Source organism: Pseudarthrobacter oxydans (assembly GCF_030812335.1).
GTDB classification, from domain to species: domain Bacteria; phylum Actinomycetota; class Actinomycetes; order Actinomycetales; family Micrococcaceae; genus Arthrobacter; species Arthrobacter oxydans_B.
This window is the reverse complement of record NZ_JAUSSN010000010.1, coordinates 33,458-50,930: the sequence shown is the minus strand read 5'-3', so window position 1 is coordinate 50,930 and position 17,473 is coordinate 33,458. Positions and strand designations below refer to the sequence as shown.

The following is a 17,473-nucleotide window of genomic DNA, read 5'->3' as shown; positions in this document are numbered from 1 at the left end:
CATCCGGATCAGCAACGCCCTACCCTTGACACGTGACTTTGACTAAGATCCGCACCGCCGCCGCGAGCTCCCTCGCCGCCGCCGGTCTCCTGCTTACCCTCGCCGGCTGTTCCACGCCTGCCGCCACCCAGCCAACCACCGCTGCCCCGGCGTCTACGGCAGCATCTTCATCCAGTGCCGCCTCCGAGCCCTGCGCCGGTGTGAAGGTCATCGTCGATTCGGGCTCCCTGAAGCAGGCCGCCGCTGATACCTCCGTTTGCGTGACCGTGGACGGGCCGTCGCCCGCTTCCAAGGTGCTCGACGAGGCAAAGGTGAAAACCGAAGGCACTGCCGAATATCCCAACGAACTGGTGTGCCGTGTGAACGGTGTGCCCGCCGCAGACCTCGACATCGCCCACAAGGGAGGCACGTACCGGGAAGAATGCAGCAAGATGCCCGCCGCCTTTGCCTACTGGGCGCTCTGGGTTAAGCCGGCCTCCGGTGACTGGGCGTACGCGCAGGAAGGCCTAGCCACCTTGCAGGTGAGCCCGGGCGAGAGCCTGGAACTGCTCTACACGGTCGACGGCGAACCGGCCGCCCCCGCGGCATGACCTTTCGACCCGCGCCGTTACGCGCGGCGGCGGTCCTCGCCGTCGTCTTCATCGCGGCGCGGGTCATCTACCGCATCCTCTTCAACGGGGCGGGCATCGGCGAACCGGTGCTGCTCGACCTGCCGGCGATCCGGCTGCCTGCCCCGTACGCCCACGTGGTCCTCCTCGGTCCCGTTACGGCGCCCGGGCTGTGGGCGGCTGTCCTGTCCGCCCTGCCGATTGCCGGGATGTTCCTCGCCTTCGGCCTGCTCAACGCCTGGGTGGACGTGGCCCGCGGCTTCGTGCACCTGGCCCGCGGCGGCCCCATGCAGGGCCTGGCCCGGACGCTTGTGGTGGCGTGGGCGGCGCTTCCGGCGCTTGCCGACGCCGTGACCTCCGTCCGCCTGGCGTTCCGGCTGCGGGGCGAACGCTTCGGACCCCGCGCCCTGGTGCCGGTGCTCGAGCGCACCCTTGAACACGCGGGCCGGGTCGCCGCGGCCCTGGAGCTGCGCGGCTTCGGGAGCCCGGCGACACACCAGCACGGCCAAGGCACCGAACCACCGGTCCTCGTCCGGGACGCACACTTCCGCATCGGCGACGCGCAGCTCCGCGTCACAGATTTCACGCCGCCGAGCGGGTCCATAACTGTCATAACCGGGCCAACGGGCTCCGGCAAATCCACCATCCTGCGGGGCATCGCCGGCCTCCTCTCCCACGTAGACGGTGGAGAAATTTCCGGCACCGTCCGCGTCGCCGGCACGGACCGTGCCACCACGCCGCCCCGCGACACCGCCCGCCTCGTCGGCGTCGTACTGCAGAATCCCCGCGCAGCATTCGCCAGCACCCGGGTCCGGGACGAAATCTCCCTCGCACTTGAGCTGCGCGGCATGGCATCCGGGACCGCCAAGGTCCGGGTGCTGGAGGTCGCGGAGCGTATCGGAGTGTCGGCGCTGCTGGACCGGAATGTCAGCACCCTCTCGGCGGGTGAGGCAACGCTCGTGGCCATCGCCGCCGCGGTGGTGGAGCATCCGGCACTGCTCCTGGTGGATGAGCCCCTGGCGGACCTCGACACAGCAGCTCGGCGGCACGTCATCGCTGTCCTCAACGATCTCGCCCGCGATGGCGGTGTCTGCGTCATCGTGGCGGAGCACCGGGCTGCGCAGCTCATACCGGTGGCCGATTCGTGGTGGACCATCGACGACGGCGCCCTGGTGCCGGGTGCCGCGCCATCCGCGCCTTCATCCCCTGCCTTTGCCCGTCCAACGACGGCGGAGCCAGCGAAGCGGGCGCCCGTGCTGACTGCGGCAAATCTCGCGGTGCACCGCAAGGGCAAGCCACTCGTGCGCGAGGCATCCCTGACCCTGCACCGCGGTGAGGTGGTGGCCCTCGTGGGTCCGAACGGCGCCGGAAAGTCGTCCCTCCTGGTGGCGCTCGCCCTCGGTGAAGGAACCGTCAACGGCCGCACGGTTGACGGCGGACGGGTCGCCCTCGTGCCGGACGCCTCGGACGACCTCTTCACGAGGGATACGGTGGCGGGAGAGCTCCGCGCAGCAGAGCGGCGCCAGGCTCGTGCTGCACGTCAGGCTCGCGCCGGGCGTCACCAGGACCGGCGCAATGACCAGATTCCCCCGAGGCCCGCGGCGGCACACCTGGCCCGCCTGCGGGGAGAGGTCCGCATTCCCATCGGGCACGAGCATCCTCGGGATCTCTCGGCAGGAGAACGCAGGATCCTTGCCATCGCGCTGCAGACCATGGACGACCCCCAGGTACTCCTGATCGATGAGCCCACCCGAGGACTCGATCCTGCTGCGCGCGCAGCAGTGTCGGCGGCGTTGCGGGCGGCAGCGGACTCCGGCGCGGCGGTCCTGATCGCCACGCATGACCTCGACTTTGCCCACGGACTCGGTGCCCGGATCCTCCCGATGCGTGACGGCGTCGCGCCTTCCTCCGCGGCGGCCCATACGCCGGAGTCAGAACTCCCTCCTGCCCGGCAGGCAAATGCCGGACCGAGGCCACGGCTCATCGAACAAACACACACCCAGAGCCCGGCAAGGCAGCGCCGCATCCGGATGCCGCGGAGCGTCGAGCTCGCAGTTCTCGCAGCGGCAAACGTGTTGGCCCTCGCAGCGTTCTGCTGGCCGCTGCTCGCCGCGGCCTTCCCGGAGGATGCCGCCGCGGCCCTCCCCTACGCCGCGCTGGCCATCGCGCCGCTCGCCGCCATCGCCGTCGTCGTGTCAATGGACGGCTCGGTCCGCTCCGCACACACGGTGGCGTTGCTCGGCGTTCTGGCCGCAGTGGGTTCCGCGGTGCGGGTGGCGAGCACCGGCGTCGGGGGCGTGGAGGCAGTGTTTATCCTGCTGATCCTGGCCGGCCGGGCCTTCGGTCCCCGTTTCGGCATGCTCCTCGGCGCCGCCACCATCGCCCTCTCAAGTGCCTTGTGGGGTGGCATCGGGCCGTGGACGCCGTTCCAGATCTTCGCCTGTGCGTGGGTGGGTGCGGGGGCCGGCCTGCTCCCCCGCGGGGTGCGGGGCAAGGCCGAGCTGTGGATGCTGGGCGGCTACGGCGTCCTGGCGTCCTACCTGTTCGGCCTGCTGACGAACCTGTGGTTCTGGCCCTTCGCGGTGGGCGCCGGCACCGGCATCTCTTACCTGCCCGGCGCGCCGCTGGCCACCAACCTCAGCAGCTTCCTGCTCTACTCGCTGGTGACTTCGACGGCGGGCTGGGACACCCTGCGTGCCGTCACCACGGTCATCGGAATCGCTGTGGTGGGGCGGGCCATCCTCGCCGCACTCCGGCGGGTAAAGCCGGTCTCCAGCGTAGGCGGGCAGGGTTTACAGGCCCAACCCGCCCAGTCCAGGGACCAACTTCGAATCGGGGTTTGAGGTTACCCGACACCCGGGCCTCATACCGTCCCTGATCCATCGACGGAACCTCTAGGCGCTACTCGCGAACTTCGATCTCGGGGGGGCTGCGACCCACCTTGGCCAACTGATGCCGCCGTCGAGCGCTGAAATCCGGTACTGCCTCACGGTTAGTACTTGACTCCTTCGCGGGAAAGGTGGCGGAATGCGGCGGTGGGCTAGGCCGTTTTCCTGGCGGCTGTGCAGCAGCCCGGCCGCGTGGGCCCGGGGCAGGCGGTAGTGAAGGTCATACTGGGAGGATCCCTAGGATTTTTTATAGTCTGGGACAGGAAATCACCCTACGCGAGGGTCAGTGAGAATGTGATCGAAGCAGTTGCTGCGGTAATCGGCCGGAACAATGTCACCATACTCGGCCGGGATGATGGGCCTGTGATGATATTCGCCCACGGTTTTGGCTGCGATCAGGCTATGTGGCGGAAGCTGCTGCCCTATTTCGTTGATGATTACCGGCTGGTGCTTTTTGATCATGTTGGTGCAGGGCACTCCGACATCAGCGCCTATGACTGGGAGAAATACGGGTCCCTAAATGGGTACGCGTCGGATCTGCTGGAGATTTGCGCCGCCCTTGAACTTCAGGACGTCATCCTGGTGGGCCACAGTGTCAGCACGATGATCGCCGTGATCGCCGCAGTGCAGGACCCCAACCGTTTCTCCCACCTGGTCCTGCTTGCTCCTTCGCCCCGACATACGGATGACCCGTACGACGGCTACGTGGGCGGGTTTTCACGGGAAGACATCGAGGGCCTGCTGGCAGCTCTGGACAGCAACTATTTCGCTTGGGCCGCGGCCGTGGCGCCCATGGTTATGGGCAATCCGCAGGAGCCGGAATTAGCGGAGGACCTGCGCGTCAGCTTCTGCCGGACAAATCCGACCATCGCACGGCACTTCGCCGGAGTAACTTTCTTTTCCGACACCCGCCCTGAACTGAAAAAGTTGCGCACCGGCTGCCTGATTCTGCAGTGCTCCGACGATCGGCTCGCCCCGCCGGAAGTGGGCGCCTACCTGCACAAGAATCTGGAACACAGCACCCTGGTGCAGCTTCAGGCCACCGGGCACTGCCCCCACGTCAGCGCTCCGGAGGAAACGGCCGGGGCGATTCTGGCCTACCTCGACAACCGCTCGTGACAGGCGCCGCCGGCACGGGTGTTCCAAAAGCCCTCGTTACCCGTGAATAACGGCCACGCCGTCGTCGTCGGCGGTGATGAGATCGCCTTGATTGACAACGACTCCCCCGCAGGCGATGGGGCCAGCGACCGCCCTGCCGCGTGTCATTCCGCCCAGGGCGTTTAAACCTGACGCGTGGCAGCATTACGTTCGCCCAGAATTTGGGCGTCAAGACATTGGCCGATTCAGACTGCAACTCACACCTTGAAGTACTTCGCCTCCGGGTGGTGGAACACGAACGCGTCGGTGGACTGCTCGGGGTGCAGCATCAGCTCATCGCTCAGGACCACGCCCATCCGCTCGGGCTTCAGCAGTTCGGTGACCTTGCGGCGGTCCTCCATGTCCGGGCACGCGGGGTATCCGAGCGAGAACCGCGCACCGCGGTAGTCGAGCTTGAACAGGCCGGCCTTGTCCTTCGGCTCCTCGGAAGCGAAGCCCAGCTCCGAGCGGATGCGGGCATGCCAGAATTCCGCGAGTGCTTCGGTGAGCTGCATGACCAGGCCGTTGAGTTCGTAGTAGTCGCGGTAGTGGTTGCCGGCGAAGAGCTCGGACGTCACCTCGTCTATCTTCGAGCCGGCGGTGACCAGCTGCACCGGAAGCACGTCGATCTGTCCCGATTCGCGCGAGCGGACGAAGTCGGCGAGGCACAGGTGCCGATCGCGGCGCTGGCGCGGGAAGTTGAAGCGCAGCCGCTCGGTGCCGATCGGGCCGCCTGAGCCGCCATCGGGGGCGAGCAGTCCCGCGGTGCCGAGGACGCCGTCGCGGTCCTCCCCGTGGTGCAGCACCACCACCTGTTCCCCCTCGGAGACCACCGGGAAGTAGCCGTACGCGACGGACGCGTCGAGCATTCCCTCGCCGAGGATGCGGTCCAGCCAGTACCGCAGGCGCGGCCGGCCCTCGCGTTCCACCAGTTCCTCATAGGAGGCGCCGTCCTCGCCGCGGCCGGGCTTGAGCCCCCACTGCCCCATGAAGGTGGCGCGTTCGTCGAGGAACGTGGCGTAGTCGTGGAGCGCGACGCCGCGCACAATGCGTGTGCCCCAGAACGGCGGCGACGGCACGTGGTTGTCGGAGGCGACGTCGGACCGGCCGGGCATCGCCTCCGGCTCGGTCACCGTGAACTTCGGGCCGCCTTTATGGATCCGCTTCTTCAGCGGCGGAAGGCCGACGGTGGCCGGGTCGGCGCCGCGGGCCACCTGCACCAGCGGTTCCATCAGTGCCAGGCCCTCGAAGGCGTCCTTGGCGTACCTGACGGTTCCTTCAAACTGCTCCGCCAGGTCCTGCTCCACGTAGGCGCGGGTCAGGGCTGCGCCGCCGAGGATGATGGGCCACTTTTTCGCGAGCCCGCGGGACTGCAGTTCGGCGAGGTTCTCCTTCATCACAACGGTGGACTTCACGAGCAGCCCGGACATGCCGATCACGTCCGCGTCGTGCTCCTCGGCCGCGGCCATGATCTCGGCGATCCCCTGCTTGATGCCGATGTTGATGACTTTGTAGCCGTTGTTGGTGAGGATGATGTCCACCAGGTTCTTGCCGATGTCGTGCACGTCGCCGCGCACCGTGGCGATCACCATGGTGCCCTTGCCCGAGGAATCCGATTTCTCCATGTGCGGCTCAAGCAAAGCCACCGCGGTCTTCATCACCTCGGCGGACTGCAGCACGAACGGCAGCTGCATCTCGCCGGCGCCGAAGCGCTCGCCCACCACCTTCATGCCCTCGAGCAGCTGGTCGTTGATGATGGCGAGCGGGGTCATGCCCTCGCTGCGCGCGAGGTCGAGGTCCTCTTCAAGGCCCTTGCCCTCGCCGTCGATGATGCGCCGGGCCAGGCGTTCGCCGGTGGGCAGCGCCGCAAGTTCCGCCGCGCGCTGGTCCTTCAGCGCTGCGGTGTCGACGCCGGCGAACAGGTCCAGCATGCTGTTCAGGGGGTCGTACGTAACGTTGCCGTCGGCGTCGTATTCGCGGCGGTCCCAGACCAGGTCCAGGGCCACCTTGCGCTGCTCCTCCGGCAATGACGCGAGCGGCACGATCTTGGCCGCGTCGATAATGCCGCTGGACAGGCCCGCCTGCACTGCCTCGTGCAGGAACACCGAGTTCAGGGCCATGCGCGCTGCCGGATTCAGGCCGAAGGACACATTCGAGACGCCGAGCGTGGTGTGGATGCCGGGGTACTTCGCGGTGATCTGGCGGATGGCCTCGATCGTTTCGATGCCGTCCCGGCGGGTTTCTTCCTGGCCGGTGGCGATGGGGAAGGTCAGGGCGTCGACGATGATGTCCTCCACGCGCATCCCCCATTCACCCACCAGGGAATCGATGAGGCGCGAGGCGATGGCCACCTTGCCCTCGGTGGTGCGTGCCTGGCCCTGTTCGTCGATGGTCAGGGCGATGACGGCGGTGCCGTGTTCCTTCACGAGCGGCATGATGCGCCCGAAGCGGCTGTCCGGGCCGTCGCCGTCCTCGTAGTTGACGGAGTTGATCACGGGGCGCCCGCCGATGTGTTCGAGCCCGGCCTGCAGCACCTGCGGTTCGGTGGAGTCGATGACGAGCGGGAGCGTGGAGGCCGAAGCGAACCGCGAGACGATCTCCTTCATGTCCGCCACGCCGTCGCGCCCCACGTAGTCAATGCAGACGTCGAGCAGGTGCGCGCCGACGCGGACCTGCGCGCGGGCGATGTCGACGCAATCGTCCCAGCGCTCCTCGAGCATCGCCTGGCGGAACGCCTTCGAACCGTTCGCGTTGGTCCGCTCGCCAATGGCGAGGTACGCCGACTCCTGGTCGAAATTCACATGATGGTAGAGGGAAGCGATGCCGGCTTCACGCTCGGTGGGAACGCGGCTGCCGTCGGCGCCCCTCCCGCCGCTGGTGACCGCGGCGCTGGCGCGCAAGGGCGCAAGACGCTCGACGACGGCGGCCATGTGCGCCGGCGTCGTACCGCAACAGCCGCCCACCAGGCCCAGGCCGAATTCGCGGACGAACTGCTCGTGCGCGGTGGCGAGTTGGCTGGGCGAGAGCGGGTAGTGCGCGCCGTTGGCACCAAGGACGGGGAGGCCGGCGTTGGGCATGCAGGCGATTGCCACCGAGGACTGCTTGGCCAGGTGGCGCAGGTGCTCGCTCATCTCATCCGGCCCGGTGGCGCAGTTCAGGCCGATGGCGTCGACGCCGAGCGGCTCGAGCGCGGTGAGCGCCGCGCCTATTTCGGAGCCCATAAGCATGGTTCCGGTGGTCTCGACGGTCACCTCGACGAAGATGGGGAGCCGGATACCACGGGCCACTATGGCCTGCTTACAGCCGTTGACCGCGGCTTTGGTCTGCAGGAGGTCCTGGCTGGTTTCGATGAGGAAGGCATCCGCTCCCCCGTCGATGAGGCCCCCGGCCTGCAGGGCGAAGGTCTGCTTGAGGTAGTCATAGCTGGTGTGCCCAAGGCTGGGGAGCTTAGTGCCCGGACCCATCGAGCCCAGGACCCAGCGCATCCGTCCGTCTGTTTTCTCTGCCGCCTCAGCTCGCTCGCGGGCGATCTCCGCGCCCTTCCGGGCGAGCTCTTCAATCCGGTCGTCGATGCCGTAGTCGGAGAGGTTTGACCAGTTCGCACCGAAGGTATTGGTTTCGACCGCGTCGACTCCCACAGCGAAGTACGCGTCGTGAATGTCCGCGAGGACATCGGGCCGCGTGGCGTTGAGGATCTCGTTGCAACCCTCCAGGCCCAGGAAATCGTCCTCGAGCGACAGTTCCCGGTCCTGCAGCATGGTGCCCATCGCCCCGTCGGCAATCACGACCCGATGGTTCACCGCATCCAGCAGTTCCTGCGAACGGACGGGGCGGGGGACGGAGTCAATATCGAGCGCAAAACGAGGCATCTAAACAGACTACGGGCGGGGCCCTGTGCGGTGCGCTGTGTGTCCATGTACTACGACGGCGGGTGGTCGCCGGCGGTGGGCCCTACGCGTCACTCATTGCCCGGGTCTTCAACTACTAGTCGAAGGAAGCGTCCCTAACCAAACAACGAGCCCAGACGTTGATGTCCGGGAACTCGACGCTCAGGTCATCGGCGAGCCTACCGATGACTCCGAGAGGCTAGTTGGCCGAGGCAACCACTGGGTTAGCCAAGCGCGCATCCCCGTTACTTGAATCGAGGATCCCTACGGTCATGGCGTTCCACGGAAACTTCACAGGGCCGTTGATGGCGGATATCAAGAAGTTCAGCTAGCTCCCCATTTCTTTTGGCTTGAACCTGCCGGTCTTTGGTTCAACAACGACGCCCGTTAACCGCGCTAACACCCTCATCGCTCGGCCTAAACCCCATGGAATGCACAATCAGCGGCCAACGTCCTTGACGCAGAGCTGACTGAAGCGTCAACCAATAAAGAGGACGACGGTTCTCAGATGTCGCCGCTCGAGCGGGTGCCTGTCGGCCAAAGTGCTATTCCTGCTGCGCCTCGATTTCCCACAAACATTCCCTAGGAACGCGCCAATACGCCGAGCGTGATTGAGACGCTCCCACCGACCAGTGTGACAGCTATGACCAGACGGAACAGTTCCGCTGACCACCCGCGTGAGGTAGTCCCCAACCGGGCCTCCAGCCAAGATGGCCGCGAAAGCTGCAACCCACTTTTGGGGCTGAAGATCGGCGGGGCTAGCGCATGAACAACGCCATGCTGTTCGCCTGGTCGCTCTCGAGGCCTCATGATCCAGTAATACAAGCGTGTCGCTTGGGCTGACTACTTGTCCGCAGATATGGTGTGTTTCGTCACTCGCGTGTTCAGGGTGATACACCGGGGGAAACGAGCGCTGCAACAGCAGCTGTGAGAACAAGCAATACAGAGCACCCCGCTGGAGTCGACGTCGTTGATAGAAGGGGTGGCTGTGGCCGACGAAGTAATTGAGCAGAAGAAGTTTCCCTACATGTCTTTGACTGCGTGGGCTAAACTGCGGCGGACTTACCAGAAAGTCGCCTGGCCATCGAAAGTCACAAACAACAGCCTCGCATCCGCACTCGACTGGTCGGAAAAGGCTGTGCAGAACATAATGCCCCAATTGCGCAACATCGGTCTCATCGATGTTGCGGGGGTGCCAACCGACCTCGCGCATGACTTTAGGTTCGAAGATTCATATCCTGCTGTATGCGAAAAGATCATCGCTGATACCTATCCTCTGGAGCTTAGAGAGGTATTCAGTGACCCGAATTCGGATCCCGTCAAGGTAGCGCAGTGGTTCATGCGCCACTCAAAATCCGGCGAAGCCTCAGCCAAGGCACAAGCAAAGTTTTATCTTAATCTTCTCGCTGCCGAACCCCTTAAAGACGAAGAAAAACCAAAGCCATCAGCCCCGCGAAAGCCCAGGGCCAAAGTAGCGCCCGGATCTGATGCTAAGCCAGCGAAGGCGAGCACAACTGCTATTGATTCACCGGTCCTAAGCCAGACAGAACATGCATCGACCGAGGCCCACCCAACACACGCACCCGCTAAACCTAGGCACCAGGATGGGCCGAGCTTGCACATCGACATGCAGGTTCATATTGATCCCGCCGCAACTCCGGAGCAAATCGACTCCATTTTTGCGAGCATGGCAAAGCACCTCTATGGACGGTAAAGACGCCTTCAAGAACGTGCTGCAGGCAGTTCAACTCATTCAGACAGATTTGTCGAACATGTCTGAACCGAAGATCACCACGACTCTTGAACCCATCACAGCGCCCCCCACTGTTTCTGAGGCTCCTTCTTTCGTACGCAACGTCCAACACGACGAAGGGGTCGAAGGTCGTGCCCGTTCAGAAAAAGAGCCATCGCTGACAACCACAGCCGTATCCAAATCCTTGAAAGTACTTGTGAGCTGGGCACACAAAGACGAAAGCTGGAACACGAAAGAGACTGCCGCTTGGGAAACCGAAGTAATGGACTTCGCCCTGGTGCTCCGCCATAACGGGATTGATGCCGACGTCGACCTGTTCTATTCGCATGACAAGTTGGCGGACTGGACCCGATTTGGTCAAAAGGCGGTAGAGGAATCAGAGTACGTCCTAGTTGCCATGACGAAGGCATGGGCCGAACGATGGAGCGGGACGAACAAGCCCAACGTTGGTGCCGGCGTGGCCGTTGAAGCAGACACACTCAAGGGCATCTTCAATACGAATCAGGATTCCCTGCAGAACAAGCTAAAGATTGTCGTCCTAGCCAGCAAGGGTGCGAGCGACATTCCACATGACATGGCTCGTTTTCAAAGGTTTCACGTTGACGTCAACAAGCCGGAAACATTCACTGATCTTCTCCGGACGCTGACAAACCAGCCCTACTACGTGAAACCTCCACTTGGCAACGTGCCAGTGCTCTCGCCCGCAGTCCGGAGAGCCCCGCGCCAGCTCGCAAGCGACGCCCTCTCCCCCTCCCGGGCCATGTCGCCTCGACTGGTGTCGCCACACGAACCACCTGCTGACCCGGAGAACCTCAAGCAGGAGTACGACTTCCTGTCCGCTGAGCTCAAGCTAGGTCATGCAGACACCACGAAGGTCCTTAAGAAGATGTCCAAAATACGGCAGCAGCTGCAGGAGCTGGAAGGATAGGCGAGCCACTCCGCAACGTGATTCCAGCGTCGTCTGCACCAGCACCTCGGTCCAGGCGTCCGGAGAGCTGCAGTTATGATTTTCGCAAGTTTAACCAATACTTCAGCGCCTTTCGAGGCTGCCGATAGGAACCCTAATGTTTCGTTTGCTTACATATCAAGATGGCAATCTCTCGTTCTCCCTGCCAGACGAACCTACGGACAAAACGACGTCTAAGCATCGATTCACCGTAATAATAGGCGCTAATGGAACTGGGAAAAGTCAGATCCTCAGAAGCATTGTAAGCCATTATCAAAAACAAATTGCGAACAAATATTTCAAGGATTCAAACGAAAAATTTTTCATTGATGGAACAACAGTCATCGGCGCCCCTTCAACGGTTCTCGCATTATCCAATATGGCCATTGATGTCTTTCCCTACAGCTTGAAGCGGGATCAAACGTACAGGTATTTAGGGCTCAAACAGAATAACAACAGCATGTCCACCGGGTCCCTTCGTGATTCGACCGTGGCGTCGATAATCCTATGCATGAGCGACCCGGAACGTACGGCAATGCTTGCCCCGACACTGGAAACCCTAGGCTTCAATAATTGTCAAGCCGCCTTTTCCAGGCCCTTGCCCGCGTCCGTTAGAAATAGAAAATTCGATAGAGCGTCAATTGTTCGAACGTTCCTTGGAAATCTGCCGCATCTGCGAAAAGATGAGAACCTTTCTCGTACCGCAGGTGAGTTGACGGCTAGACTCGACGAGTTCGGTGCCGCGTTGCCAGAAAATGCCGCGACTGGAGGTCCTCAACGAAACTACATACAAGAACTGTCGGAAATTTCAACTTCTTTTGGCATTGACCTGACTGATCTCAGTCGTTTGCTAAAAAGGGCAAGAATCGCAGATGTGGACGTACACCTATCGCGAGGCGATTCCTATTTCGGCTTGGATGATCTCAGTGCCGGTCAACTTCTCCTTCTGTCTACCTTCTCTCGATTGGCAGCAAACATAGGTCCGGACACTTTGATACTTATAGACGAGCCCGAGACCGGACTGCATCCGAATTGGCAATCTGCCTACATTCCGCTTCTTGAGGATACTGTTCCGGCCGCCTGGAGCTGCCATTTCTTTCTTGGGACGCACTCCCCCCATATAGTTTCAGATGGTTCTGACGTGCTCGTTCCAGGTGCCCAATGGGGTGAGTTTGTGGAATTCATGGACCCATTCAATGGCCGTGCAGTTGAAAATATTCTCTATAGAGTCTTCGGCGCGAAGGTCTCCGGAAACAGTCTTGTAGACGACGACCTGACGACTCTCATTGAATACCTCGCTTCCCCAGACTCTGAAGGCCTCGACTCGGAGGAAGTGCAAAGGGCCGTCTCTCGCCTGCGCAAAATTTCTGGACCGGACACTGAGGTCCTCAACTCTGTCCTCAACGATCTCCCCCAAGTCATGGGAGGACAACTTTGAGACAGCTCAAAAGACCCCCGCTTGAGCTCCGCGTTTCCCCTTCTGAGCTGAAAACAGATGAAGGAGAATGGCGCGGGTGGTCATCAGGGGCCACTGCAACCCTGGAGTTCAAGGAAGCGTTCTTAGAGTGGGCCGTGCAGAATCAGGCGGGCCGATGCGCTTACTGCACGCTGCCCGTGGGCACTGTCGCACATCGGCGAACACCATCCATCGATCATTTTGCCCCAAAGAGTCGAAAACTGGCCAAAGACGGATCTAGTTTAGGGTATCCCAGGTGGACTTTCGAACCATTGAACTTAGTAGTCGCTTGCTTCAGTTGCAATTCTTCAATGAAAGACGTCTTTAACCCGGTTCTTCAGCCGGCTAGGGATTCATATACGGCTTGCCGGTTCAGCGTAGTGCACCCATACTTAGACACCGTCAGTCAACACATCATCGGCGGGTATCATGCAAAAGGAATGAAACCAGCCCCAATAATTGGAATCACCGATGAGGGAAGGAGAACGATTGAGCATTTTGAACTTGCCAATGCGGGTCTTTTTCAAACTTGGTTTGCGGATTACAGAAATGAACGCCGGACAGCGATACTGAATCGCCTGCCAATTAGGCTCAGAGAACTATATCTTCGTATATCCAAGGAAGTTACGCCAAGCTGACTAGCAATCCGAACAAGAATTTGGTCTACCAAACGTCGACTCTTGACCAGGTCTCGGGCAACATTGGAGTTTGGCGGAGGGAGCCCCCGTCTAGGAATGCCGTGATCTGAGACCCCCTCAAACTTCCGCCACCGGCGCGGCGAACTGCGCCGCATACAGCGCCGCGTACGCGCCGCCGGCAGCCAACAATGAAGCGTGTGTCCCCTGCTCCACGATCTGGCCGGCATCCATCACTAGGATGAGGTCGGCGTCGCGGATGGTGGAGAGCCGGTGCGCGATCACAAAGCTCGTCCGGTCCGACCGCAGTGCGCTCATGGCCTTCTGCACCAGCACCTCGGTCCGGGTGTCCACGGAAGAAGTCGCCTCGTCCAGGATCAGCACGGACGGGCGGGCCAGGAACGCGCGGGCAATCGTCAGCAGCTGCTTCTCGCCAGCGGAGACGTTGGAGCCCTCGTCGTCGAGCACGGTGTCGTACCCCTCCGGCAGGGACCGGACGAACCGGTCCACGTACGTCGCCCGCGCCGCCTCCAGAATCTCGTCTTCAGTAGCGCCGGGCCGGCCGTAGGCGATGTTGTCCCGGATGGTCCCGCCGAACAGCCAGGTGTCCTGCAGCACCATGCCCATCCGCGAGCGCAGCTCATCCCTTGTCATCGCGGTGACGTCCACGCCGTCGAGCGTGATCCGCCCGGCGTCGAGCTCGTAGAAGCGCATCATCAGATTCACCAGCGTCGTCTTCCCGGCCCCGGTGGGCCCGACGATCGCCACGGTCTGACCCGGCTCGGCCACCAGGCTCAGGTCCGCGATCAGCGGCTTGTCCGGTGTGTACGCGAAGGAGACGTTCTCGAACACCAGCTTCCCGCGCGTCGCGGCGGGGGCCACCCCGGGGACGGGGTCCGGCGACTGTTCCTCGGTGTCCAGCAGCTCGAAGACCCGCTCGGCCGAGGCCACCCCGGACTGCAGCAGGTTCGCCATCGACCCGAGCTGGGCCAGCGGCTGGGTGAACTGCCGCGAGTACTGGATGAAGGCCTGCACGTCCCCCAGCTGCATCGCGCCGGCGGCCACCTGCAGCCCGCCCACCACGGCGATCCCCACGTAGACCAGGTTCCCGATGAACGTCATGGCCGGCATGATCAGGCCGGACACGAACTGCGCGCCGAAGCTGGCCTCATACAGCTCCGCGTTCTTCTGCCGGAACCGCTCCTCCACCTCCCGCTGCCGGCCGAACACCTTCACCAGCGCGTGGCCGGTGTACGTCTCCTCGATCTGCCCGTTCAGCTCCCCGGTGTGCTTCCACTGCGCCACAAACAGCTTCTGCGATCTCTTGGCGATCAGCGCCGTCGTCACCAGCGTCAGCGGCACGGTGACCAGCGCAATCAGCGCCAGCGTGGGCGAGAGGATGAACATCATCACCAGCACGCCCAGCACGGTCAGCAGCGAGGTGACCGCCTGGCTGATGGACTGCTGCAGACTCTGCGAGATATTGTCCACGTCGTTGGTGACCCGGCTGAGCAGCTCGCCGCGCTGGACCGTGTCGAAGTAGCGCAGCGGCAGCCGGTTGATCTTGGCCTCGATCCGCTCGCGCAGCCGGAACATCGTGCGCTGCACGACGCCGTTGAGGATATATGCCTGCATCCACATAAAGCCCGAGGCCAGCACGTACAGCACCAGCGCCCAGAGCAGCACGCTGGCCAGCGCCGCGAAGTCGATCCCCTCACCGGGGGTCAGCGTCATGGCGCTGAGCATGTCCGCCTGCTGGGTTTCGCCCGCGGCGCGCAGCTGGGCAATCAGCTGCTCCTGGCTCACCCCGGCCGGCAGCTGTTTGGACACGACGCCGGCGAAGATCAGGTTGGTGCCCTCCCCCAGCAGCCGCGGCCCGATCACGGAGAACGCCACACTCACCACGGCGAGCATCAGGACCAGCGCCAGCCAGAGCCGCTCCGGGCGCAGCTGGCCGAGCAGCCGCTTGGCGGAGGGGCCGAAGTTCATCGCCTTCTCCGCCGGCACGTTCATCCCGGCGAACGGTCCGCCGTGGCCGGGGCCGCCGCGCGGTCGGGGGATGCGTTCGACGGCGGGGGCGGCGCCGGGTGTCCCGGCTCCCCCGCCGTGCCCTGGCCCGCCGGTGGACGTCGCCGGCCCGGTGCGGTTGGTGGCGCTCATGCCGCCTCCTCCGCCGCGAGCTGGGAGTTCACGATCTCCTGGTACGTCTCCGAGGTCGCCAGCAGCTCCTCGTGCGTGCCGTGCGCGACGAGCCGGCCGCCGTCGAGCACCAGGATCTGGTCCGCGTCGATGATGCTGGAGACCCGCTGGGCGATGATCACCAGGGTGGCGCCAGCGGTGTGCTGCCGGAGCGCCTGCCGCAGCCGGGCGTCGGTGGCGGTGTCCAGGGAGGAGAACGAATCGTCAAAGATGTAGAGTTCGGGCCGTTTCACCAGAGCCCGGGCGATCGCGATCCGCTGCCGCTGCCCGCCGGAGACGTTGGTGCCGCCCTGCGAGATGGGCGCATCCAGCCCGCCCTCCATCTCCCGGACGAAGTCCTCGGCCTGCGCAATGGACAGCGCCTGCCAGAGTTCGTCCTCGGTGGCGTCGGGTTTGCCATAGAGCAGGTTGCTGCGCACCGTGCCGGAGAACAGGTACGGCTTCTGCGGGACCAGGCCGATGTGCCCCCAGAGCAGGTCCGGGTGAAGCTCGCGGACGTCCACGCCGTCGATCCGCACCGAGCCGGCGGTGGCGTCGAAGAGCCGCGGCATCAGGTTCACCAGGGTGGTCTTGCCGGAGCCGGTGGCGCCGATGATCGCCGTCGTCTGACCCGCCCGGGCGGTGAAGCTGATCCCGGACAAGACTGGCTGCTCGGCACCCGGGTAGGCGAACCCGACGTCGCGCATCTGAAGCTCGCCGCGGCCGGTGCGGCCGGAGAAGTCCAGCGGGTGCTCCGGCGGCCGCACGCTCGACTCGGTGCCCAGCACCTGCCCGATCCGGTCCGCGGAGACAGCCGCGCGCGGGATCATGATCGCCATGAACGTGGCCATCATGACGGACATCAGGATCTGCATGAGGTAGCTCAGGAACGCGATCATGGTGCCCACCTGCATGGAGCCGTCCTGGATCCGGAACGCGCCGAACCAGATCACGGCCACGGACGAAACGTTCAGCACCAGCATCACGGTGGGGAACGCGAGCGCCATCAGCCGGCCGGCGCGCAGTGCGGTGTCCGTGACGTCCTCGTTGGCCCGGGCGAAGCGGGCGGTCTCCACGTCCTCGCGGACGAAGGCGCGGACCACCCGGATGCCGGTGAGCTGTTCGCGCAGCACCCGGTTCACGGTGTCGATCCGGGTCTGCATGAGCCGGAACAGCGGCACCATCCGGGTGATGATCAGCCCCACCGCGCCGAGTAGCACCGGCACGCTGACCGCGATCAGCCAGGACAGCTGCACGTCCTGCCGGATCGCCATGATCACCCCGCCGATGCTGAGCATGGGCGCGGCCACCATCAGCGTGGCGGAGACCAGCACCAGCTGCTGGACCTGCTGGACGTCGTTGGTGGAGCGGGTGATCAGGCTCGGCGCGCCGAAGCGGGTGACCTCCTGTTCGGAGAAGGCCGCCACGCGGCCGAAGATCGCCCCGCGCACGTCCCGGCCCATCGCCATCGCCGCCTTCGCCCCGAAGTACACCGCGGCGATGGCGCAGGCGATCTGCAGCAGGGTCACCAGCAGCATCACCCCGCCGACGCGCAGGATGTAGTCCGTGTCGCCCTTCGCCACGCCCTGGTCGATGATGTCCGCGTTCAGGGTGGGCAGGTACAGCGAGGCGATGGACTGCGCCAGCTGGAAGACGACGACGGCGAGCAGCAGCCTGCGTTGCGGTGCCAGGTATTCAACGAGCAGTTTCCAGAGCATCCGTACTCCCAGCCGTGCGTTCCGCCGAGTGATCCGAAGGTCAGTTTACGTCCGGGGGCCGGGAGCGGAACGGGTTCCTCTGAGGGCGGACCCGCTGTGACTGCTGCGACGCTGCGCGCTTGCGGGCCGGTTTTGCCGGGGTGTGGATTTTGGCCGCTATTTGGCGGCGTTCCCTGACCGTCTGGCGTCACCTTCCGGGAGCACGAGACAGCCGCGGACGACCCACGCCATTCCGCGGGAACCGGAGCATTGCCGCAGCAACGGTCG

Annotated in this window: 9 protein-coding genes and 1 pseudogene; 6 read left to right on the top strand and 4 right to left on the bottom strand. The window is 63.9% G+C overall.

All coding sequences use genetic code 11. From position 1 onward, the window contains the following. The first annotated feature begins 32 nt into the window (after positions 1-32). From J2W14_RS16380 to J2W14_RS16370, 3 genes are all read left to right on the top strand, one after another. Positions 33-590 carry a hypothetical protein gene (locus tag J2W14_RS16380; RefSeq protein WP_307464461.1) on the top strand — a complete coding sequence of 186 codons (558 nt, stop codon included), beginning with the start codon at positions 33-35 and terminating at the stop codon, positions 588-590. Beyond that, positions 587-3,451: an ATP-binding cassette domain-containing protein gene (locus J2W14_RS16375; protein ID WP_307464459.1), complete on the top strand. Its 2,865-nt coding sequence runs from the start codon at positions 587-589 to the stop codon at positions 3,449-3,451. Before J2W14_RS16380 ends, J2W14_RS16375 begins: the two co-directional genes overlap by 4 nt. Positions 3,452-3,790: 339 nt before the next feature. Then, positions 3,791-4,615 carry an alpha/beta fold hydrolase gene (locus tag J2W14_RS16370; RefSeq protein WP_307464457.1) on the top strand — a complete coding sequence of 275 codons (825 nt, stop codon included), beginning with the start codon at positions 3,791-3,793 and terminating at the stop codon, positions 4,613-4,615. Between the two features lie 36 nt (positions 4,616-4,651). Here J2W14_RS16370 and J2W14_RS21255 read toward each other — a convergent pair. Beyond that, positions 4,652-4,777, bottom strand: a pseudogene (locus tag J2W14_RS21255) (hypothetical protein); the annotation flags it as partial. A gap of 74 nt (positions 4,778-4,851) precedes the next feature. Then, the gene (metH, locus tag J2W14_RS16365) at positions 4,852-8,502 is read right to left on the bottom strand and encodes a methionine synthase (RefSeq protein WP_307464455.1); all 3,651 of its coding nucleotides are present in this window, start codon (positions 8,500-8,502) and stop codon (positions 4,852-4,854) included. Positions 8,503-9,508: 1,006 nt separating this feature from the next. Between metH and J2W14_RS16360 the strand changes: the two genes are divergently transcribed. From J2W14_RS16360 to J2W14_RS16350, 3 genes are all read left to right on the top strand, one after another. Continuing rightward, positions 9,509-10,234 carry a DUF5343 domain-containing protein gene (locus J2W14_RS16360; protein WP_307464453.1) on the top strand — a complete coding sequence of 242 codons (726 nt, stop codon included), beginning with the start codon at positions 9,509-9,511 and terminating at the stop codon, positions 10,232-10,234. Next, the gene (locus J2W14_RS16355; protein WP_307464451.1) at positions 10,224-11,201 is read left to right on the top strand and encodes a hypothetical protein; all 978 of its coding nucleotides are present in this window, start codon (positions 10,224-10,226) and stop codon (positions 11,199-11,201) included. The genes J2W14_RS16360 and J2W14_RS16355 overlap by 11 nt, the downstream gene beginning before the upstream one ends. A gap of 136 nt (positions 11,202-11,337) precedes the next feature. After that, the gene (locus tag J2W14_RS16350; protein ID WP_307464449.1) at positions 11,338-12,657 is read left to right on the top strand and encodes an ATP-binding protein; all 1,320 of its coding nucleotides are present in this window, start codon (positions 11,338-11,340) and stop codon (positions 12,655-12,657) included. 773 nt (positions 12,658-13,430) lie between these two features. On the opposite strand, the gene J2W14_RS16345 is transcribed toward J2W14_RS16350, so the two are convergent. Together J2W14_RS16345 and J2W14_RS16340 are read right to left on the bottom strand one after the other, a co-directional pair. Beyond that, positions 13,431-15,470: an ABC transporter ATP-binding protein gene (locus J2W14_RS16345; protein ID WP_307464447.1), complete on the bottom strand. Its 2,040-nt coding sequence runs from the start codon at positions 15,468-15,470 to the stop codon at positions 13,431-13,433. Further along, positions 15,467-17,206: an ABC transporter ATP-binding protein gene (locus J2W14_RS16340; RefSeq protein ID WP_307464445.1), complete on the bottom strand. Its 1,740-nt coding sequence runs from the start codon at positions 17,204-17,206 to the stop codon at positions 15,467-15,469. The genes J2W14_RS16345 and J2W14_RS16340 overlap by 4 nt, the downstream gene beginning before the upstream one ends. Between the last annotated feature and the right edge of the window lie 267 nt (positions 17,207-17,473).